General features: G+C 37.4%; 16 protein-coding genes, 2 pseudogenes and 1 CRISPR repeat array (1 of these 19 running past the window's edge). All 18 genes and pseudogenes read right to left on the reverse strand.

Annotated elements, in window-relative coordinates:
* Positions 1–9: direct repeats of the CRISPR family, unit length 30 nt (it extends 548 nt beyond the left edge of the window).
* A gap of 232 nt (positions 10–241) precedes the next feature.
* The 18 genes and pseudogenes from cas3 to mraY all read right to left on the reverse strand — a co-directional run bounded on the left by cas3 (position 242) and on the right by mraY (position 20,257).
* The gene (gene cas3, locus CBF33_RS06175) at positions 242–2,443 is read right to left on the reverse strand and encodes a CRISPR-associated helicase Cas3' (RefSeq protein ID WP_126762553.1); all 2,202 of its coding nucleotides are present in this window, start codon (positions 2,441–2,443) and stop codon (positions 242–244) included.
* Between the two features lie 14 nt (positions 2,444–2,457).
* Positions 2,458–3,207, reverse strand: coding sequence for a CRISPR-associated protein Cas5 (cas5, locus tag CBF33_RS06180; protein WP_126762555.1), 750 nt, complete (start codon positions 3,205–3,207; stop codon positions 2,458–2,460).
* Positions 3,194–4,069, reverse strand: a complete 876-nt coding sequence (gene cas7i / locus CBF33_RS06185) for a type I-B CRISPR-associated protein Cas7/Cst2/DevR (protein ID WP_126762557.1) — start codon at positions 4,067–4,069, stop codon at positions 3,194–3,196. The genes cas5 and cas7i overlap by 14 nt, the downstream gene beginning before the upstream one ends.
* A complete protein-coding gene (gene cas8a1, locus CBF33_RS06190; RefSeq protein ID WP_126762559.1) occupies positions 4,066–5,736 on the reverse strand; it encodes a type I-B CRISPR-associated protein Cas8b1/Cst1 in 1,671 nt (556 codons plus the stop codon). Before cas8a1 ends, cas7i begins: the two co-directional genes overlap by 4 nt.
* Positions 5,737–5,748: 12 nt before the next feature.
* On the reverse strand, positions 5,749–6,474 hold the full coding sequence (gene cas6 / locus CBF33_RS06195; RefSeq protein ID WP_126762561.1) for a CRISPR-associated endoribonuclease Cas6: 726 nt from the start codon (positions 6,472–6,474) through the stop codon (positions 5,749–5,751).
* 188 nt (positions 6,475–6,662) lie between these two features.
* A complete protein-coding gene (gene ileS / locus CBF33_RS06200; RefSeq protein WP_126762563.1) occupies positions 6,663–9,443 on the reverse strand; it encodes an isoleucine--tRNA ligase in 2,781 nt (926 codons plus the stop codon).
* Between the two features lie 268 nt (positions 9,444–9,711).
* Positions 9,712–10,404, reverse strand: coding sequence for a DivIVA domain-containing protein (locus CBF33_RS06205; RefSeq protein WP_126762573.1), 693 nt, complete (start codon positions 10,402–10,404; stop codon positions 9,712–9,714).
* A 13-nt stretch (positions 10,405–10,417) separates the two neighbouring features.
* Complete coding sequence (locus CBF33_RS06210; RefSeq protein WP_126762575.1) at positions 10,418–11,212, reverse strand: YlmH family RNA-binding protein; 795 nt, start codon at positions 11,210–11,212, stop codon at positions 10,418–10,420.
* Positions 11,213–11,243: 31 nt separating this feature from the next.
* Positions 11,244–11,495, reverse strand: coding sequence for a YggT family protein (locus CBF33_RS06215; RefSeq protein ID WP_283163084.1), 252 nt, complete (start codon positions 11,493–11,495; stop codon positions 11,244–11,246).
* 24 nt (positions 11,496–11,519) lie between these two features.
* The gene (locus CBF33_RS06220) at positions 11,520–12,134 is read right to left on the reverse strand and encodes a cell division protein SepF (RefSeq protein WP_211329530.1); all 615 of its coding nucleotides are present in this window, start codon (positions 12,132–12,134) and stop codon (positions 11,520–11,522) included.
* Between the two features lie 33 nt (positions 12,135–12,167).
* Positions 12,168–12,833 carry a YggS family pyridoxal phosphate-dependent enzyme gene (locus tag CBF33_RS06225; protein ID WP_126762577.1) on the reverse strand — a complete coding sequence of 222 codons (666 nt, stop codon included), beginning with the start codon at positions 12,831–12,833 and terminating at the stop codon, positions 12,168–12,170.
* Between the two features lie 6 nt (positions 12,834–12,839).
* Positions 12,840–13,022: pseudogene (locus CBF33_RS09700) on the reverse strand (cell division protein FtsZ); the annotation flags it as partial.
* Between the two features lie 54 nt (positions 13,023–13,076).
* Positions 13,077–14,084: pseudogene (gene ftsZ, locus CBF33_RS06230) on the reverse strand (cell division protein FtsZ); the annotation flags it as partial.
* 24 nt (positions 14,085–14,108) lie between these two features.
* Positions 14,109–15,446, reverse strand: coding sequence for a cell division protein FtsA (gene ftsA, locus CBF33_RS06235; RefSeq protein ID WP_126762581.1), 1,338 nt, complete (start codon positions 15,444–15,446; stop codon positions 14,109–14,111).
* Between the two features lie 165 nt (positions 15,447–15,611).
* Positions 15,612–16,784 (reverse strand): cell division protein FtsQ/DivIB, encoded by a 1,173-nt coding sequence (locus CBF33_RS06240; protein WP_126762583.1) that lies wholly within the window; start codon positions 16,782–16,784, stop codon positions 15,612–15,614.
* Positions 16,785–16,799: 15 nt separating this feature from the next.
* Positions 16,800–17,894: an undecaprenyldiphospho-muramoylpentapeptide beta-N-acetylglucosaminyltransferase gene (murG, locus tag CBF33_RS06245; RefSeq protein ID WP_126762586.1), complete on the reverse strand. Its 1,095-nt coding sequence runs from the start codon at positions 17,892–17,894 to the stop codon at positions 16,800–16,802.
* Positions 17,891–19,279, reverse strand: coding sequence for a UDP-N-acetylmuramoyl-L-alanine--D-glutamate ligase (murD, locus tag CBF33_RS06250; protein WP_126762594.1), 1,389 nt, complete (start codon positions 19,277–19,279; stop codon positions 17,891–17,893). Before murD ends, murG begins: the two co-directional genes overlap by 4 nt.
* Positions 19,280–19,291: 12 nt before the next feature.
* Positions 19,292–20,257 carry a phospho-N-acetylmuramoyl-pentapeptide-transferase gene (mraY, locus tag CBF33_RS06255; RefSeq protein ID WP_126762596.1) on the reverse strand — a complete coding sequence of 322 codons (966 nt, stop codon included), beginning with the start codon at positions 20,255–20,257 and terminating at the stop codon, positions 19,292–19,294.
* Positions 20,258–20,268 lie beyond the last annotated feature (11 nt).

Consider the following 20,268-nt stretch of genomic DNA (forward strand, 5'->3'; position numbering starts at 1 on the left):
ATTAAATACAGCGACTCATAAAAGGCTTGACATATCAGGTCTGAAAACACCCTTTCTGTTGGTCATCGTAAATTTTTTAGGTTTCTTTTTTTTTGAGCTTGATTTATTTTATCTTACTTGATATAAACTCTTGATACGACTAGTTTATCATAATTTCTGTCGATCTTCCCATAAAAATGAAGTTTTAGCTACCGACAGATTTTTGTGCATATCTAAATTATTTTTACTTTCTATTTTATTACTAAGTGTCATCAATTATCAGGTAAAGTCCTTTTTCAGCATCATACTCACATTCAAAGAGTAACAAGGTTTCATAAGCGGTGATTTCTATCCCTATCCACTCTCCTTTTTGAAAAAGATATGCAGGTATATCTACTTGATACTGTTCCAGCATTAGTCGTGCTTGACGCTTTTCTTTTGTTAGCTTTTTCTTTTCAGTGGCCGATAACTCTTTATGATGACGACGTTTCAGTGTCGCAATCAATTTCTCAACATGGAGCCGATTTGCTTCATAAACAGGCTTTGGCATTACCTTATAACTATGAATATTTCGAAACTGCTTTTGAACGTCTTTCTTATCTTTTTGTCCTTCTATCAACAACTTTAAATAGGCTAGATTATTAGTTACATCATGGTAAAAACGAGTCTTTTCTAGTTTTTCAAGCGTGTAAGTTTGATTAATCAATGCCACTTTCATCCGTTCATCTAAACGTCCCTTAACACTGTTTAGTGCCTCTTTAGAAATCTGATGAATATCTTTATCTACTACAAAACCAACGCCGCTACATCGCTTTTTCCCACCCGTATACACATAGACATTTGTTCCTACATCCTTCTGCCAAGCTCTTTTACGATAACATCGTCCCATTCGTTGAAATAAGCTGTTCAAGTCTGATAGTTCAGTAAATAAAATATCAAAATCAACATCCAAAGACGCTTCCACTATTTGCGTGGTCAACCAGATGCCACTACTTGTATTATCAACCTGTCCAAACTTTAAAATCGCTTGTTCTTTTGCCGTGCGGTCTTTTTTGATAAAGTGACTATGAAATAAGTACAGCTCTTCTGAGTTAATAATATCGCTCAGTTCGTCATATATCTCTCGTGCTTTGCGAACGGTATTACAAATGACTAATAACTTATTCTTATTATAATGCGCTACAATACGCTCAATAGATATCTCTTCTGAAACCACCTCGACTTCATGACGGTGTAAAAGCGTTTCATCTAAAAAAGGGGCTGAAGGCATTTCAAATGAAAGACCTTTTCTAACTAATAAGTCTAAAATATATGGCGATAACGTCGCTGTGAGTATAGCAAATTGTCCTCCGTAGTCCGTTATTAATTTTAAACCATAGATTAAATAGGCAAGTAAATCAGCAGAATACATTTGAATTTCATCAATAATGACTTTTGAATAAGATAACGTAGCGAGTTTTTGTTCATAGCCGGGATATCTAAATGCAATATCAAAAAGTTGATCCAACGTGCAAATCGTAAGTGGCAAAGAGAGTTGACGTGTCTTAGTTTCATATTCATCGATGTCCATCATTTGCTCGCTTTTTTCTTCAAACAAAAGATATTGCTGATAAGTATCGGAATGAAGTAGTCCTACTCGATTATCATGGGACGTTGTGACTATTTGTTCTGTGATACGTTGATATATTGCGTTGATAGCCGTCCTTAAGGGCAGTGTAAAAAAGCCTTTAGCTTTTCCAAGCCATAGCAACCCTGCTTCTGTCTTACCTAATCCCGTCTGTGCGACGACCACAACGTTTTGCTCTTGATGACGCGTCATATATTGTTGTAAATCATTCCACTCATAGTGAAGTTGTGCTAAAGAATCTTCTAAGAAATCATTAGGATTTTCAACAGGTATATGAGCGCTCGCTGCATAATCCAAACGGTTTAATAATCCCTTTAACATGACATAATCGTGATAGTTTTCAATTGTCGAGGGTTTTAGCGTGGTATTGATTTTAAAATATCTTTTAGAAACAGGTTTAATCGTGCAGCTTTCCATTCCGAGTGCAGCATAAGGAAAGTCAGCTGCTACTTCTTTCATCTCCTCTAAAGCACGGCGATAGTCTTCCGTCGTAATGTCGCTCATATCTCGTTCATGGTGAAGGGCCACAGCGTAGTTTAAAATCTTTACTTCTGCTTCTGAATAACCACGTGCTCGGAGTTTTTTATTAGGAATGGTTCCCGTACTTAATAAACCATGAGGTAGTTCCCCTTCTATCGTACGTTTATTTTCATGCACTTTTACCTGAAACTTTGGATTCATTTTTCCTAAATCGTGATGTAAACAAGCTAAGCGTAATAACTCCCAATTAACGTTGATTGCCGGATATAATGCGTATAGCTCATTCAAATTGGCAATTAATTGACAGGTATGTTCTACGATGGTTTCACCGTCCGACTTTGCTAAATAGTGTTTCATTGCACCCTCTTTTCTTAATTTGCGAAAACTAATGCACCGTCACTGTCCTGTAAAATCTCTGTGTCTTCAAATACCGTCAAGTCACTGACATAGATGACTTCTTTTTTAGGTTTCCATTGTCGAAATATCTTAGGATTTTTAACAGTGCCAACATTTACTAGCTCGTAATCTTTTGTTAAAAAGTATCGCGTCCCTCTCAAACTCGTGACTTTATTTGCATCTAAATCGACATCATCCTGATAGTGAACGGGCACATAGGCTGCGTAACCTTGTTTAATCGCTGCATCTGTTTCTAGTTCTTGCATTTTAATATCGACTACGCTGACCGACTCAATCGTTGCTAAATCCTCTCGACGACCCAGACTGGGATATTCTTTTGGAAATAAAAGTGCGTCATGTATCACTTCGACTAATGCTTGATCTTCTGGAATAATATGTAACAGCAATTCTACATCGACTAATAATTCTGCCGTAGCAATACCGCGACCGACCCCATATTCACCTACTTGGATTTGATGACGACCTTTATCATACTTCATACCGTTGTTAAACTCATAACGCGTATAGAGATCATTCACTTTTGAAAAGTATTTTCCTTGTACACTGACATCCATTGGCTGATACGTTGTAAAACCACAGAGTGCATGAATCATGCCGATTACGGTCGAATAAGGAGGCAAAGGATAGGTTTCTTTTAGCTGACTACTTGTGGCTTTTTTATAATTTACCATGTCTTGTGTCAGTAAGAGTTTAATAGCTTTCATAATATTCAGCTACCTTTTGTTTTACAGAGTTAAAGAATGTTGGCATATCGGTTGCCTGTAACTTTTCTTTAATTTCTTCCGTATTATCAAATTGCTCTTCTACAACTCCACAATAAGTATCATCTACAATCGAATCGTATAAAACCCCTTCGATTTTTGAAACGGTAATTTTATTATCTTTAACATCTACATTGTTTTGGAAAATCGGATTTTTAACGTCGTAAACACCCCCAATAATAAATAAAGGTTTTAAATCTTCTCTACGTCCTCTAATATCACGATATAAAAAGGCTATCGTGTCTAATAACTTAGCAACACGACGATTTTTTTCTTCCGCCTCTAATTTAATGTCATCTACGCTATCAATGCCGATTTGATCTAAGTCAACCGTTACCGTGTAGCGATAATAGGACTGATGTATTTCAGCTTGTGCGATATTCATGTTAACGCCTAATTTATCAGCTTGCCCTTTATTCGTTAAAAAGTCGGTGTCTCCCTTGAACGTTTCTAAGGAAATGGCATTAGATAAGCGAACTTTAGCGGAACGTTTTTTACCTGAAGATTTTTTCTCTGTTTTTAAATAGCCGAAAAAGTCTAACTCTGGATAATCGGCAATTGTTGCATCTGCTTTAAATTGAACAACTTTTTTATCGCCACTTCCTTCTGCACTCACAGGGGCTAATGTTTCTCCTAGCTGTTCCGCTATATTATAACGAATGGCCTGACGTGAAATATACGTATACTGCTCGCCGTTATTGCGAGATATTTTCTTTAAAGCTGCTACGTTTCCTAAACTCTCACCATAGTTGGCACTCTCTGCTTGAAAAATAATGGTCAAGGCTAATCCTTTTGTTTTCATCATGCTTTCCCTCCGTATTCATTCATTTCCACTGGTCCAATAATCCCTGCAACAAAGCTATACCCAATTGTTTTAAAGGTTTCTTCATTTTCAAACACACGATTAAAAAATTGTGGTACTTGCTGATTTAAATAGGCGTAACAATTAAGAATAACATTCATAAACTCATCTCGGTTACCAATCTTTAGAGCATTTAGCAGTTTATAAGAAACACCATTTACTTTATTAGGGTTATCGTAGCCTTTCTTAAAATACCATGCGGCTCCTTTAATCTTTTTGATTTCATCTTGCGTTACCTCATTCATTGTTAAAATCCCTCCTAGAAAATGTTGATTGATTTTTATTAGCGCGTCAATATGCCGTATCTGATAGCCAGGATTTTCCGTTTTCGTTGCCTTATAAACTAGCAGTTTATGTATGAGCGTCAGCATATTTTCGTTGTTAAATAGTTTTTCCACGACTTTTTGATATAGGGAATACGTTTCACCATTTTCTTTTACCCAAGTATGCAATAGCTGGCTTAATTCTGCTTCCGACTGATTCAAAATGCGTAACGTATTTTTTGAAAGAATATTAAAACGATACGTTTCATTTTGATACCGGACAACTTGGACATCCTCTGTTTGCAAGCGAAACTGGTCGCGATCTTGCTTTTGAAAAGCGTGTACTAGTGCACTATAAGTATTGACTTCACGAACGGAAGCACGGTTTAATGTTAAAACTTCCATTTTTATCAAATTATTCGTGCGAAGTAGTTCTTCGATACTGCTGTTGGCATTGACAAACATGCCTTGACTGTATACGTACGTAAAACCAGCTGGGATACACGCATAGATGAGTTTACATACCGGACAAATGATTAAATCATTAACAAAGTCCCATGCGTGCGAATTTTTTCGATTCACGTCAAAGCCTGTTTTATTTAGAAAAGATAGCGTTTCACTCGCGTTTTTAACAGGATTTTCACAGGAACAGCATGTTAATTTATATCGACTCTTATCTGATTCTAAATACTCTAAAACAGGAGCTATAAAATACTGTTCGAAATCTTTATAGACATCTTTTTCTTTCGTTTGAGGGTTTAAAAAACTAACACTATCCCATGCGTGTTTGACAATCGTATAGATGACATTTTTAGCCGCTAAATATTTACGGCCTTCTGGACTCTCACAATAAGCAATGATTTGTTTAATTCTTCCATACGCCTCTCTGACTTCTTCCAGTATTTCTGTTTTCTTCTCTTCAAATGTTTCCCTTTTCTTTAATCGACCGATTGCTTTACTTTGTTTGCCCGCTTCTAACATATCAAAGTCATGCTTAATCAAAGGATAACTTGCCTTATAACTCGCACTGGTTAAATAACGTTTGCAAACATCTATAATATACGTATTTAATCTTTCCAAATCTTTCTCATCAAAGTTTTCAAAATTCTCTCTTTCATGTTTTTCTAATGTATCTTTGTAAGCAATGATTTTATACCAAGATAATGTCGGCTTATATGTTTCAATTAAATAATCAAAATACTTAGTAGCAAAATCTTCCAACACAGTAGAATTAAAGCGAAAGCCATTCTCAGTCAACTGCACGTTCTCTTTCCCCACAATGTTAATAAATCCCACACATCCAGCATTTTTTTGCCAATCATCTAGTCTCACTCGTATGTCAGTCATCTTCATCACCTCCTACATTTTTTCAACCATACCGAAACCACTACCTGTCAAGCTTCCGACACCACTATCGATGAATTCGTTTAACAAATAGGCATTGCCCGTCACTTCAAACGTTCCAATCGAGCCTGCGATTTGTTTTTCATAATGTTTTATCACTGTTTTTTTCATCTTGATGGGTGTTAGCGTTAATTTTTCTAAATCGTAGCGAGCAGTCTCACCCAATCGGTCGACCAGTTTAAACGTCATATTTCGTTTTAAAATGGGGAGGAACTCTTTATCATCGTACGTGTAAAACCAATCTTTTCTCGTTTCTTGATTGTGATGACGACAAATAATTGGCGAGAGTGTACGCACTTGTATTTTTTCAGTTACAATAGGTGGCAACGTAACGATGTCGACCTTTTTGACAGTCGTCGTTAAGTCATTCCCCCAAAGGATAGTTTCATTTTTCATCGCAAGAAAAGCATTGTAAAAGTTAATCGCAATCTCCGCATCACTCGTGGAAAAATTTATCACAAATTCCCGACTTTCTCCTAGCGTTATGTAAGCCTTTTCAAATTTTGCTTGAGGTAAGTAAACTGAAAATGTGTAAGGCTTCATCGTGTTATCGTTAAACAAGCGACCATAGAGTTCTTTGTTTTGCTTCGCTAAATATGTTTTAATCATCATCATGATTTTACTACGATAATTCATAGGTAGCTTATGTTGAGATGACTCGCATACTATTTTTAACCGCATATCCTCACCTTTTTCTATTAGATTAGATTTTATTCTACTTTTATACTAGCATATCCTCGTAGTATTTTCTATAATACGTCTGTTAATTATAAAACAGTAAAAAAAAACACTCACAATAAAATTCATAAAGACTGAATTTTATTATGAGTGTCTCACTTAGTGTCTCTTATTTATAGAAAGAGATTATTTTATTCAAATCCTTCTGTAACAGCTTCTGGAAAATTCTTTTCCACAATCTCTGCACAGCGGTCACATAATGTTGGCAATGCTTCATGACTACCTACGTCTTCTTTAACAGCACGACAACGATCACACACTTGTCCTTCTGCTTTTTCCACTAAGACGGCTAAGTCTTCAAATTGATGAGCAGCTTCTGGCGCTTCTCCTTCTTTGATTTCTAATTGTGACACGATTAATAACTGTGCTAAATTACCATCAAAGTTAGTTAAAAATTCTTTCATTTCGCCTTCTGGATAGAATGTTAATTTTGCTTCAAACGATTTTCCAATCAATTTAGAATTACGAGCTTCTTCTAAGGCTTTCAAGCTTGCATCACGCAATGTCATAAAGACTTTCCATTTTTCTAAAATGTCTTTTTCATTTGGTACATCTTGTACTCCAGGCATTTCAGCTAATTGTACATAGCTTTCTTCCTCTTTCAAGAATGACCATACCTCTTCAGCTGTATGAGGTAAAATAGGTGTCAATAATTTAGATAGCGCTACTGCGACATCGTAAAAGACTGTTTGCATGCAACGACGCTCGTAATTATCTTCAGCTTCAATGTATACTACATCTTTAGCAAAATCTAAATAGAATGAAGATAAGTCAGAAATACAGAAGTTAACAATCGCTTTATACACGCTAGAGAATGAATAAGAGTCATAGCCTTTCAATACATCTGCCACAATATGATTTAAACGAATCATCATATACTGGTCAACAGAACGTAAGTCAGCAAACGCTACTCGGTCAGTCTTAGGTTCAAAGTCTGATGTATTAGCTAATAAGAAACGCATTGTATTACGAATTTTACGATAAGTCTCTGATACTTGTTTTAAGGTATTCATATCCACACGCACGTCAGATTCATAGTCAACACTTGCGACCCATAGACGTAGAATATCAGCACCCATTTGATTAATAACCTTACCAGGTTCAATCGTATTACCTAGTGATTTACTTTGTTTACGTCCTTTAGCATCGAGAGTAAAGCCTTGCGACAAGACCGCTTTATATGGAGCTACGCCATTGATTGCCACACTCGTTGTAATACTTGAGTTAAACCAACCACGATATTGGTCAGAACCTTCTAAGTACAAGTCGGCTGGGAAAGTTAAATCATCACGTTGACGTAACACCGCTTCATGAGAAGAACCTGAATCAAACCATACGTCCATAATATCTGTTTCAATGCGGAATACGCCATTTGGACTACCTTCATGAGTAAACCCTTCTGGTAATAAATCAACCGGATCCCAATCATACCAAATATGTGAGCCATGTTTAGCAAATAGCTCAGCTACATGTTCCGTCGTTTCTGGTGTAATAATCGCTTCTTCATTTTCCGCATAGAAAATAGGTAGAGGAACTCCCCATGCACGTTGACGAGAAATTACCCAATCACCACGGTCACGCACCATGTTATATAGACGCGTCATTCCCCAAGGAATCACCCAATCAACTTTTTCAATTTCAGATAAAATATCTTCTCTGAATTTATCAATTGACGCAAACCATTGAGGCGTCGCGCGGAAAATAACTGGTTTTTTCGTACGCCAGTCATGTGGATAACTATGCGTAAAGAATTCCATTTTTAAAAGTGCGCCTTTTTCTTTTAATAGCTCTGTTACCATTGGATTGGCTTTATCGTAGAAAACTCCTTCAAAACCAGGGGCTTCCTCTGTAAAGACACCGCGATTATTGACTGGAGATAATACATCCAAGCCATAACGTTGGCCGATTAAGTAGTCATCTTCACCATGTCCCGGTGCCGTATGAACTAATCCAGTCCCTGCGTCCAATGTAACATGATCCCCTGTCATCACAAGTGATTCACGGTCGTAGAATGGATGTTGAGCTGTTAATTTTTCAAGGTCAGCCCCTTTTATTTCTTTTACAACGTCATAGTCTGACCATTCTAACTCGTCTACTACTTTCTCTACTAATTCTTTAGCAATCACATATTTTCTATCGCCAACTTGCAATACTTGATAGATAAACTCTGGATGAACAGAAATACCTAAGTTAGCTGGAAGCGTCCAAGGTGTTGTCGTCCAAATGACAAAATAAGTATCCGCTGCGTCTAAAACATCGCCACCATTCTTCACTTGGAAGGCTACATAGATAGATGGTGACTTCACGTCTTTATATTCAATCTCAGCTTCTGCTAGAGAAGATTCACTTGAAGGTGACCAGTAAATTGGTTTTAGCCCTTTATAAATATAGCCTTTTTCAGCCATTTTACCAAAGACGCGGATTTGAGCAGCTTCATAATCAGGGGTTAACGTAATATAAGGATTATCCCAATCACCCGCAACTCCTAAGCGTTTAAAGTCTTCACGTTGTTTATCTACTTGAGATAGTGCGTAACGTTCACACTCTGCTAAATACTCACTGCGTGTCATTTTTTTACGATCGACGCCTTTATTCGTTAAAACTTGTTCAATTGGCAGACCATGCGTATCCCAACCAGGAACATACGGTGCACGGAAGCCCATCATTGATTTTGAACGCACGATAATATCTTTACTAATTTTATTTAAAGCATGGCCTAAGTGGATATTTCCATTGGCATACGGCGGTCCGTCATGTAGGACAAAGGTTGGCTTTCCTTCATTAATCTCTTGACGTTTTTCATATACCTTGTTTTCTTCCCACTCTTTTTGCCATTCTGCTTCACGCACTGGTAAGTTACCACGCATTGGAAAACCTGTTTTTCCTAATTGTAGTGTTTCTTTCATTTTCATTCTCATCTCTCCTTTGTCAACATACAAAAAAGCACTTCACCCCTAAAAGGGACGAAGTGCTCGCGTTACCACCCAAATTTCACTGAAAAGTTATCTCTTGTGACAACGATTCAGTATCTCTCAATTCGTATCGTGAATGACTCGTCTATTACTACTAGTTTCATAATAGCAGGACATGAATGATATTATTATCAACAGGGACTATCAGTCTCACACTATCACTGACTCGCTTTAGGTATGTGGATAACAATGTGTTTCATGGCAACCTTTATTTTATTTCATCTAATTCGATAGCTTTAGTATGCCCATCTTCAACCGATGTGTCAACTACTTCTTCCGAATTTTCTTCATTTGTTTCTTCTGTTTCTTCCGCATTGTTTTTGCTTAAAATGCGTTGAACGTTTGAATGGCTATCATCCATGTAAGATGAAAATGGTTTTAATAGCTCATCCCATTCACCACTTTTAATCGCTTCTAATTGTGATTCTAAAAGTAATGATAAATTACGATGGAATTCACGTGTTTTCTTTTTCAATGCATCTGTTTCATACGCTAATTGTGAAGTTTGATCTTCTGCATGTTTTAAAATACTTTCAGCTTTTTGGTTAGCTTCTAAAACAGTCTTTTCAGCTGTTGCTTTTGCTTCTGTCAGAATCGTATTCGCTTCTGCTTTTGCAGACGTTACCGTTACTTCTGATTCACGAGTCGCACTGTCTTTCAATTTATCAGCAGTGTCTTGCGCCACAATGATAGATTGATTTAAAGCATCTTTTAATTCGTTAAAGTACGTTAACTTTTCTTCTGCATGTTTTAATGATTTCTCTAATTCACGATTTTTTCTAATTGCTTCTTCATAGTCTTCAATTACTTGGTCTAAAAATTCATCGACTTCGTCCGGATTATATCCGCGCATTTTGTTTGCGAATGATTTATTCTTGATATCTAATGGAGTTAATGCCATTTCCTGTCACCTCTTAGTTATTATTTGTCATGATACCTATAATGATACGATATTTTTGCTTTTTTGTCATACCATCCACTGCTTTTACTTGAATTCTTCCAAAACCTCTAATCGAGATAATATCTAATGGTTCTAACACACTGTCTGGGCGTGTGATTTCCGTCCAATTTAATTTTACTTTTTTCGACTCTATCAATTGCTTAGCGCGTTGTCTAGATATAGCTAAACTTTCCGATATAACGGTATCCACGCGCATAGAGCTAGCCGTAATACTACGTTCTTCCCACTCTTCTTCTGCTTGAATTAAGTCACCCACAGATATTTCCGTCAATTTAACTGGAAAGTTTGCAATTTTATCTACTTGCGTCATCACAAATGGCCATTTTGCTTTATCACAGATAAAATGCCACGCACCCGTTTCATTCGTGATAATATCGCCAAAGTATTCACGACCAAGACCCACGCTCATCAATGTTCCCAAAATTTTCCCGTGAGTTAGCGTTGCGAATTTCGTGGGATACGTTATTTCACAGTACATGACATCAAAATCTTCTTGTGACGGGACGTAATAGATGGGGTAGATTAAAGCACGTTTTCTTTCTGCCTTTTCATAGCCACCAAAAAACATGAACGCATAGTCATCTTGATACTGTCCGACAATGCTCTCGAGAATAAACTGCTGACGAGGGTCTAAAAAATTCGTCAAGACTGGTGCATAGTAACGATCAACTTGTTCCACCCAGTCTTCAATTAAATCAACAAAAGGGTGTTCATCTTTACGAAAATGTTGATAAACATTTGCATTCATAGATAATCACCCTTTCACCTATTATATTTGCTTATAGAAACATCCAAACTAAGCGGATTAATAATGAAGATGCAACATTTAATACAATTAATGCCACCATAATCGTAAAACTCATAAATCCAATGTTTAAATTTAAACGATCAAATAATTTTAAATATGGTTCACAAATTCGTGTTAAAAACTCGCCAATGGCGGTGTCATAACCACCTGGAAACCATGATAAAAGGGCATAAATGATTAAACATGTTGAATACACATTCGTAAATGTTCTAATAAATGTAATTAAAAACAAACCGACACTTCCTTTTTAAAACTCAGTAAATTGAGTTTTCAATAGACTTTTTGCCACATCACTATCAATCTCCATGTTTGGCGGTGTGCAGATGAAAAGCTCATCCCCTAAACGCTGAATATCGCCATCCAAAGCATATACTACCCCTGTTAAGAAATCGACAATACGACGGGCTTGCGCTTCTTCCATCACTCGAAAATTAATAATCACTACTTCACTTCTGAAAATAGCTTTGGCAATTGTTTTAGCTTCTGTATATGTTCTCGGTTCTAATATCAACACTTTTTTCACTTGACTATCATCCTTCACCTTTGGTCCTGCTGACGACTGTGCAGATTGCTTCATCCTTAACACGTTATCTTGTTTTGGTTGAACGCGTTCATTTTGCATTTGAGGTCGCGCTTCATGCGACGACTGACGACGGTTCTCCATAGGTGGCGTATTAGTATACGCCTCTTGCTTTTTAACTGGCTCAGACATTTGCGAACGTAAAGGTTGGCGGGGCGCACTCGCTTTCGGTTCTTCTGGTGCTTGATACGTATTTTGAGTGTCGTTTACTACCACCTCATCATCTGCTCCATCTAAACCAAAAAAACGTTGAATTTTTTCAGTTGCTGCTGTAAAATCCATATTTTTGCACACCCTTTTCCTTTTCTAATTAATCTATTGAAATAAATCTGTGCCAATCCTAATAAACGTCGCTCCTTCTTCCAAAGCGATTTGATAGTCTTGACTCATTCCCATACTCAACTCTGTACAAGGTGCATAGCCTTTATTTAAACGCTGCACATCTTGACTTAAATCCTTGAGTTGTTTAAAACAATTTCGAATAAGTTGTTTATCAGACGTATTTGGTGCCATTGTCATTAAACCAACCACTCTGATTTTATCATATTTTTCAAGCTCGTCAATAAAAGACACTAATGCATCAGGTGAAATCCCTTGTTTTGTGGTTTCACCTGATACATTCACTTGAATAAAACATTTAATTTCATGTTCAGCTCGCTTTTGAATCTCTTGAGCTGTTTTTAATCGATCAAGGGCATGAAAATAGTCAATGTTGTTAATCACATCTTTGACTTTACGCGTTTGTAAAGGTCCGATAAAATGCCAAACAAACTTTGAACAATCAGCTAATTCAATTTTCTTTTTTAACAGCAAGTCCGTACGGTTTTCAGCAATATCATATTGACCTAAATGATAGAGTTCTCTCATCACGTCGCTTTCAACATACTTTGTCACCGCGATTAATTTCGCAGTAGGTGACGTTAAATGATAGGTTGATAGCTCCTGCTGAATTTTATTTAAATTGTTAGCTAACTTTTTCATAACTTCTTACCTTTTACGACGGAAAAATGGAGGTGTATCTAACTCATCGTCCTCTTTTTTCTCTACTTCTTTTTTAAAAGTATCGATTTCCTTCTTTTCAATCGGTTCAAATTCTGTCGTGTCTACCGCATGACGTTCATTTGGCTCACGACGGATATCCCAGTCACCGAATGCACTTTCTTCTTCCTCTTCTTTTGCACTAACAGTTGCTTCCGTTACTGCTGGACGCTCTGTTGGTTGAAAAGTTTGACGGGGTGCTTTAGAAGCTACGCGAGTCTTTTTTTTTTCCTTTTTTGTAGGGTCAATTCCTGTCGCGATAACAGTCACAATAATTTCATCTGTTAATGCTTCGTTAATTGATGTTCCTAGAATGATGTTCACATCGCCATCAGCTGCAGCTGCTACAATATCAGAAGCATCTTGTGCTTCGAACAATGTCATATCTAAGCCACCAGTAATATTTAACAAGACTTGTTCTGCACCATCGATAGATGTTTCTAATAATGGTGATGAAATAGCTTGTTTTGTCGCTTGAATGACACGATCTTCACCTGTAGCTGAACCGATACCCATTAAAGCAGTTCCTTGATTTTCCATGACTGTTTTAACATCGGCAAAGTCTAAGTTGACATAGCCAGGTGCCGTAATTAAATCAGAGATACCTTGAACCCCTTGACGTAAAACATTGTCAGCTTCACGGAAAGCTTCTAAGATTGGTGTTTTCTTATCAACTACTTCTAATAGGCGGTTATTTGAGATAATTAATAATGTATCAACATGTTCTTTCAATGCTGAGATACCTTCGGCTGCAAAACGGCCACGTTTTGGTCCTTCAAAACCGAATGGACGTGTAACCACACCAACTGTCAAAGCACCTAAGTCTTTCGCAATACGAGCTACTTCAGGAGCAGCACCAGTACCTGTTCCCCCACCCATACCAGCGGTGATGAAAATCATATCTGCGCCTTCCAACGCTTTCGCTAATTGCTCTTCACTTTCTTCAGCTGCTTTTTTCCCAACTTCTGGTTGAGAACCTGCACCTAGTCCGCGTGTATATTTTGGTCCTAATTGAATCACTGTTTCAGCCTTGCTATCACGCAAAGCTTGAACATCAGTATTGGCAACGATAAATTCGATCCCTTTTACATTTTCTTCAATCATACGGTTGACAGCGTTACCGCCACCACCACCGACACCTATCACTTTAATGACAGCGCCGTGCTCTACTTGGTTATCTATCGAAAATTCCATTTTTATTCCTCCTGCTCTTGTCGTCTAATCAAACATATTTGAAAAGAAACCTTTTATTTTATCAGATAGTTTTTCGTTTGTTCCTTTTGGTGCGTCACTCACATTAGCAACCGGCTCTTCATAATGCGTCATTTCAACTTCATTTGGTTCTTGGAATTGAACGCGCGGCATTGTTGATGAAGCGGTCTGTGCAAAACGTTCCCCTGTTACTGCAAATTGTGAAATATGATAGATATCACTTAAAGTTGCAGCATATTCAACGATACTAATTGCATTTGAAAATATTGGGTTACGTAAGCCCATATGATTTGGCACGTGTAAGTGGACATTCGTTCCGAGTATCTCAGAAGCTAATTCTGTCACACCCGGCATTCCCGCATTACCACCTGTGATAATCACACCACCCGGTAAGTTCAATGCATCTGTATTGGCTAAGGAATGTTTTACTTTTGTAAAAATTTGTTCCATTCTTGCTTCTATAATTTCGGATAAATAACGTTCATCAACTTTAATTGGTTCTGATTTTCCAATCACTTCAACCGGAAATACTTCATCTTCTGATGTACGTTCAGTATAAGCGTCACCATAGTTAATTTTTAATGCTTCAGCATTATGAATGGATGTATTTAATACAACGGAAATATCTTTCGTGACGAACTCGCCACCTTCTTGTTCAACATGAGTAAATTGTAACTGATTATCATAATAAACAGCTGCAGTCGTCTGACCGCCACCCATATCAATAAGTGTTGTACCAAAATCTTTTTCACCGTCTGTTAAAACTGTCTCAGCTAAAGCAAGAGGTGTGATAACTAACTCTCCTAGTTCCAAGCCAGCTTTTTCCACACATTTTTTCACGTTATGGATAATTGTTTTTGGTCCTGTGAATACAAGTCCTTGCATATCCAAACGTACACCTAACATACCTCGTGGATCTTTAATCCCATCAAACCCATCTACTTTGTACTCTCGTGGAATTAACGTAATCACTTGACGTTCTGGAGGTGTTGAACGTACGATTGCTGCAGAGGCAACATTTTGTACATCTTCATCTGTGATTTCTTTGGATTCAGCACTGACTGCTATCATTCCTTCACAATGTTCAATTTCTAGTAAGTTCGCTGGCAAACCGACATTTACTTTTCGGATTTGAACTCCCGACTTTTCTTCTGCTTGTGCGATAGCACGTTTAATAGTATTCGCTGCCTTATCGATATCTATTACTATACCTCGATTCAAACCTTCGGATTTGGCATTGCCAACGCCAATAATATTTATTTGTCCTTCGATATATTCAGCGACAACGACTTTTACAGATGTCGTGCCTATATCTAGGCCCACATGTATCCCTGTGTTTGCCATTTATAGGTTCCCTCCTAGACTTTTTCTTACATATCTTTTCAATATTTCGTATATTATTTAAATTATCTTACTCCTATTAATTCTACCACAAAAGAGAGACTTTACAAAACAAGAATATTATAAAATAGACAAGACTGGTGTGGATAATTCGTTTTCTCGACTTTTTTACTCCCCATCCGCATTTTCGTTCTCATTTACCTCTTGATTACCATCTAAATTCAAAATTTCATCAAAGTTAATCTCTTCGCTACCTTCTAAATCTAAATCAGCATCTCCACGTTCCCGTGCTTCTTTTATTTTTTGTTGTTGCTTCTCGTACTCATCGCGTGTTTCATAGGAATAAGAATAAATCCCCGCTTCCATATCAACAATGCCCATTTCAGCCATTTGCTGCGCGACTTGTGGATAGTAATTAATTTTATTTTCAATATCAGTCATACTACCAATGATTTCGTTACCGTCATGCATAATAATCGAGATACGATATTCATTCGCCTTGCTCGGTGCATAGTAGATTTCTTTTATGTTCTCTTTTACTTCTTCTGAAAAAGTATCATAGCTCATCATCATTTTCTGTACATACTTTTTATCTGAAAAATCGATTAGGACAGGATAATGACTATCTGGGTTATCAGTTTTTTCATTGGCTACCCGTCCATCTTTAAATAACGGGTAATACCCGTCTGAGCGTTTCTCATAAGCAATCTCATCTTGTTCTTTTACATGTAAGACGATATGATTAACACCTGAAAAAGACTTCGTAACACTTGCAACGCGAGGATTACGCTTAACGATATTTTTCAAAGGTTGCTCCGTATAGTATTGCGACCATACGCTATCACCTAGCTTATAGCCAGAGGTTTCAACAATGCGTTCAGGTGGAATCGTCTTTACCCCTTGTACTTTGACTGCACCAAGTTTACTAAATGGCGATACATAGTATATTAATGCCAATGCTGACACACCAAATATGGTTAAAATTGTCGCTAAACGTCGATTTAATTTTTTTCGTCGTTTTTGTTTCATCTTAGGTAATTTATCAGCGTAAGATTGCGACTTTGGAAGTTCTTTAGGTTCTTTCGTTTCCTTAACTTCTTCCTTTTCTACCAAAATCTCTTCATCTGATTCTTCTGATTTAATAATCGTTTCACCCGTGTCAGTTTCTTCGATAGTGATATACGTTACATTTTGATTAGATTGATGCCGTTTCGCCAATCTATCAGAAGGCAGTTCCGTCATACCGTCCGTTTCTTCATGCATATTGGTAGCTTTTCCCTTTTTTACATGGTCATCTTTTGACGCTCGTGATGTATTTTTTTTGGACTTCTTATTAGACATACTATCGCCTCCTTATCAATGAATTAGTTGATAAACCTCATCAAATAAACGTTTAGTCGCATCCGGAATTCCCATTTCTTTTGACGCTTCTGCCATTTTTCGACATAATTCAGGATTCAAGATAATACGTTCTATTTCCGTCACTAATCTCGGACCGTTTAATTCGTCGTCACGTAATAATACTGCTCCTCCATGATTCACAACAGACTGAGCATTTTTAGTTTGATGGTCATTCGTAACATTTGGACTTGGTATCAAAATCGAAGGAAGTCCTAACGCTGTAATTTCAGCTAACGACGTGGCGCCTGCGCGTCCGACTACTAACGTCACATTAGTTAAGATTTTTTCCATTTCTTCAATATAGGGTACAATTTTTATCTTGTCATTAGCCTTAACTGTCTCACTTACAGCCGCCATAACATCTTCATAATATATTTTACCCGTCACGAATAACACTTGATAATCTTTCCCCGTCATTTGAGGCATAGCTTCCATCATCGCTCGTGTCATCGTTAATGCCCCACGACTACCTCCAAAGACTAATATCGTCGGCAGTTTTTCTGTAAAGCCAAATTGACTTAAACTATCTGTCGGTTGGATACTTGCTACTTCTTGACCACGTGGGTTACCCGTCAGTACGGTTTTATTTTTATCAAAATACTCCGCGGCTTCTGGAAAACAAATAGCCACTTTATCCACATAACGAGCTAAAAACTTATTAGCCAGTCCGGGAACGCTATTTTGTTCATGTATCATAGTCGGTACGCCTTTTTTATGCGCTGCATACACAATAGGGGCACAAACATAGCCACCTGTGCCGACCACAACATCTGGCTGAAATTCCTCAATTAACTTTTTAGAATCTTGAACAGCTTTCATAAAGTAATACACGGTTTTAACATTATCTAGACTTAAACTACGCTTAAACCCCTGTACACGTATTGATTTAAATGGTACTCCTTTTTTTGTTACAATTTGACTCTCGAGCCCTTCTTCCGTACCAACATATAACGCCTCATGGGAGGGCATATTTTTTTCCATATAATCGACTAAGGATAAAGCTGGATAGATATGTCCGCCCGTCCCGCCGCCTGATACAATCATCTTCATTTATTTTTCCACTCTTTTTCTATTTGTTTCACCGTTTCTTTAAAGACCCGGCCTCTAATTTCAAAGTTTTTGAACTGATCCCAACTAGCACATGCAGGAGAAAATAGTAACACATCTCCTTCGGCAAGCTGATGACTCGCTACTAATACTGCTTCTGGTAAAGTTGCTACTATTTCAGTTGTCCACAGGCCTGCTTTTATCGCGGAGGTAGTCAATTTTTCTTTCGTTTCACCATAAAACACTGCATGTTTTATAGATTTAAACGCTGGAATTAACTCATCAAAATCATTCCCACGATCTAGCCCTCCGGCAATTAACACGACTTTTGATAAATCTTTAAATCCTTCTAACGCTTTTATCGTCGCCAGTGTATTGGTCGCTTTAGAATCGTTATAAACCTTACTATTGAAAAATTCTCCTATGTACTCCATGCGGTGTTCAACGCCACCAAATTCACTCAATACTTGTTTAATCACAGAAGTTTCTACGCCAATCGTTTTTGCAACTGCAATAGTTGTCAATGCATTTTCAATATTATGTAAGCCTGGTACACCAATCTCCGCAGCAGTCATTATCTTTTCATCCTCAAAGTATAACACATCATCTTTAAGGTATGCACCTTGTCCATTTGTATCAGCTGCTTCCAGACTAAATGGCACAACGGTCGCTTTCGTTTTTTCTGCTAGCTGACGCAATTCAGCTTGATGATAATTTAAAACTAATCTATCCCCTGCCGTCATGTTTTTTTGAATTTCCCACTTCGCGTGAACATACGCTTTACGTGAACCGTGATAATCTAAATGCGCTTCATATAAATTCGTTATGACAGCGATATGCGGATGGAATTTTCGCGTGCCCATTAGTTGAAAACTAGACAGTTCGGTAACCATCCAGTCTTTTTCTGACAAACCTTGCGCGACGGTACTTGCCACTTCGCCAATATTTCCTGCTAAGTAAGCGTGAGGTGACGTACTACCACCATTTAGAACAGCCCCAATCATCGTGGTCGTCGTGGTTTTGCCGTTTGTCCCCGTAATCCCGATAATCTGAGCCTCACTAATTTCATACGCCAGTTCAACTTCAGTAATGATAGGAATTTCTTTTTCTATTGCTTTCTCGATAATAGGATTATCATATGGAATCCCTGGATTCTTAACAATCAATTCAAACTCTTCATCTAAAAGGTCAACAGGATGAGAACCTGTAATCACTCGCATTCCCATAGTGAGTAAGTCTTGTGCTTCACTATTTTCTTCAAATGGACGACCGTCATTAACTGTCACAATCGCACCTAATTGATGTAATAATTTCGCCGCACTCATACCACTTTTTGCTAATCCTAAAATTAAAACTTTCTTATGTTGGTAATGCGTTACCGTTCTCATCCTAATAGCCTCCTAATAAAGAATTGTTAGTGTCAAGATTGACATGATTAATCCTACTGACCAAAAAACAAAATTAATTTTCCATTCAGACCAACCCACCATTTCAAAATGATGATGGATCGGACTCATTTTAAAAATACGTTTCCCTGTTAATTTAAATGAAGTGACTTGCATAATCACACTGAGTGTTTCAATCACATAGACAAGACCGACTAAGAGCAGTGTCCACTCTTGTTTTAATATAATCGAGATACTTGCGAGTAAGCCACCTAAGGCAAGTGACCCTACATCTCCCATGAATATTTTAGCTGGTTTTTTATTGAATAGGAAGAATCCTAGTAACCCGCCCATTACTGCTAAGCAAACTAACAGCACATCATATTGATGTTGATTCCATGCAATAATGGCATACGTACCAAATGAGATAGTTCCCAAACCAGCTACTAGTCCATCTAAGCCGTCAGTTAAATTGACAGCGTTAGAAAAACCGACTAACCAAATCACTACGAAAACGCCGTATAAAACACCTAAGTCTAATGTGACATTAAACGGAAGTGATAAGGTTGTAGGATAGCCTTTAGCCTTAAAGACAGTATAAAGAAGAATACCTCCTACAATCTGACCAATTAATTTTTGTAAAGAAGTAAGTCCCATATTACGTTGTTTAAATATTTTGATAAAGTCATCTAAGAAACCAAGCGTGCCGTACAATAATAAAATCGCCAACATAATCCACATCTCAGCTGTTAAAACACGTTGAAACAGACTGAAAATAAGACTAGTTACGGTAATAGCAACTAAAAATACAGCGCCACCCATTGTCGGTGTTCCAGCTTTAACATTATGCCATTTAGGTCCTTCTTCACGAATCGGTTGTCCATGTTTCTTCATTTGAAAATAACCGATAAAGAACGGCATCAACGACACAGTCATCGCAAAACTAATGGCTATTGGAAAAAAAAGTCGCGTCCAGTTCATATTTTTATCTC

Origin of the sequence: Vagococcus lutrae (assembly GCF_003987555.1) — a bacterium.
Lineage (GTDB): Bacteria > Bacillota > Bacilli > Lactobacillales > Vagococcaceae > Vagococcus_A > Vagococcus_A lutrae.

Bases quoted from the DNA above. Each gene is read 5' to 3' on its own strand.
- murD (WP_126762594.1), bottom strand. From the start codon at position 19,279: ATGAGAACGGTAACGCATTACCAACATAAGAAAGTTTTAATTTTAGGA.
- mraY (WP_126762596.1), bottom strand. From the start codon at position 20,257: ATGAACTGGACGCGACTTTTTTTTCCAATAGCCATTAGTTTTGCGATG.
- ftsA (WP_126762581.1), bottom strand. From the start codon at position 15,446: ATGGCAAACACAGGGATACATGTGGGCCTAGATATAGGCACGACATCT.
- cas5 (WP_126762555.1), bottom strand. From the start codon at position 3,207: ATGAAAGCTATTAAACTCTTACTGACACAAGACATGGTAAATTATAAA.
- cas7i (WP_126762557.1), bottom strand. From the start codon at position 4,069: ATGATGAAAACAAAAGGATTAGCCTTGACCATTATTTTTCAAGCAGAG.
- cas6 (WP_126762561.1), bottom strand. From the start codon at position 6,474: ATGCGGTTAAAAATAGTATGCGAGTCATCTCAACATAAGCTACCTATG.
- cas3 (WP_126762553.1), bottom strand. From the start codon at position 2,443: ATGAAACACTATTTAGCAAAGTCGGACGGTGAAACCATCGTAGAACAT.
- CBF33_RS06210 (WP_126762575.1), bottom strand. From the start codon at position 11,212: ATGAATGCAAATGTTTATCAACATTTTCGTAAAGATGAACACCCTTTT.
- cas8a1 (WP_126762559.1), bottom strand. From the start codon at position 5,736: ATGACTGACATACGAGTGAGACTAGATGATTGGCAAAAAAATGCTGGA.
- CBF33_RS06225 (WP_126762577.1), bottom strand. From the start codon at position 12,833: ATGAAAAAGTTAGCTAACAATTTAAATAAAATTCAGCAGGAGCTATCA.
- murG (WP_126762586.1), bottom strand. From the start codon at position 17,894: ATGAAGATGATTGTATCAGGCGGCGGGACGGGCGGACATATCTATCCA.
- CBF33_RS06205 (WP_126762573.1), bottom strand. From the start codon at position 10,404: ATGGCATTAACTCCATTAGATATCAAGAATAAATCATTCGCAAACAAA.
- CBF33_RS06220 (WP_211329530.1), bottom strand. From the start codon at position 12,134: ATGGATTTTACAGCAGCAACTGAAAAAATTCAACGTTTTTTTGGTTTA.
- CBF33_RS06240 (WP_126762583.1), bottom strand. From the start codon at position 16,784: ATGTCTAATAAGAAGTCCAAAAAAAATACATCACGAGCGTCAAAAGAT.
- ileS (WP_126762563.1), bottom strand. From the start codon at position 9,443: ATGAAAATGAAAGAAACACTACAATTAGGAAAAACAGGTTTTCCAATG.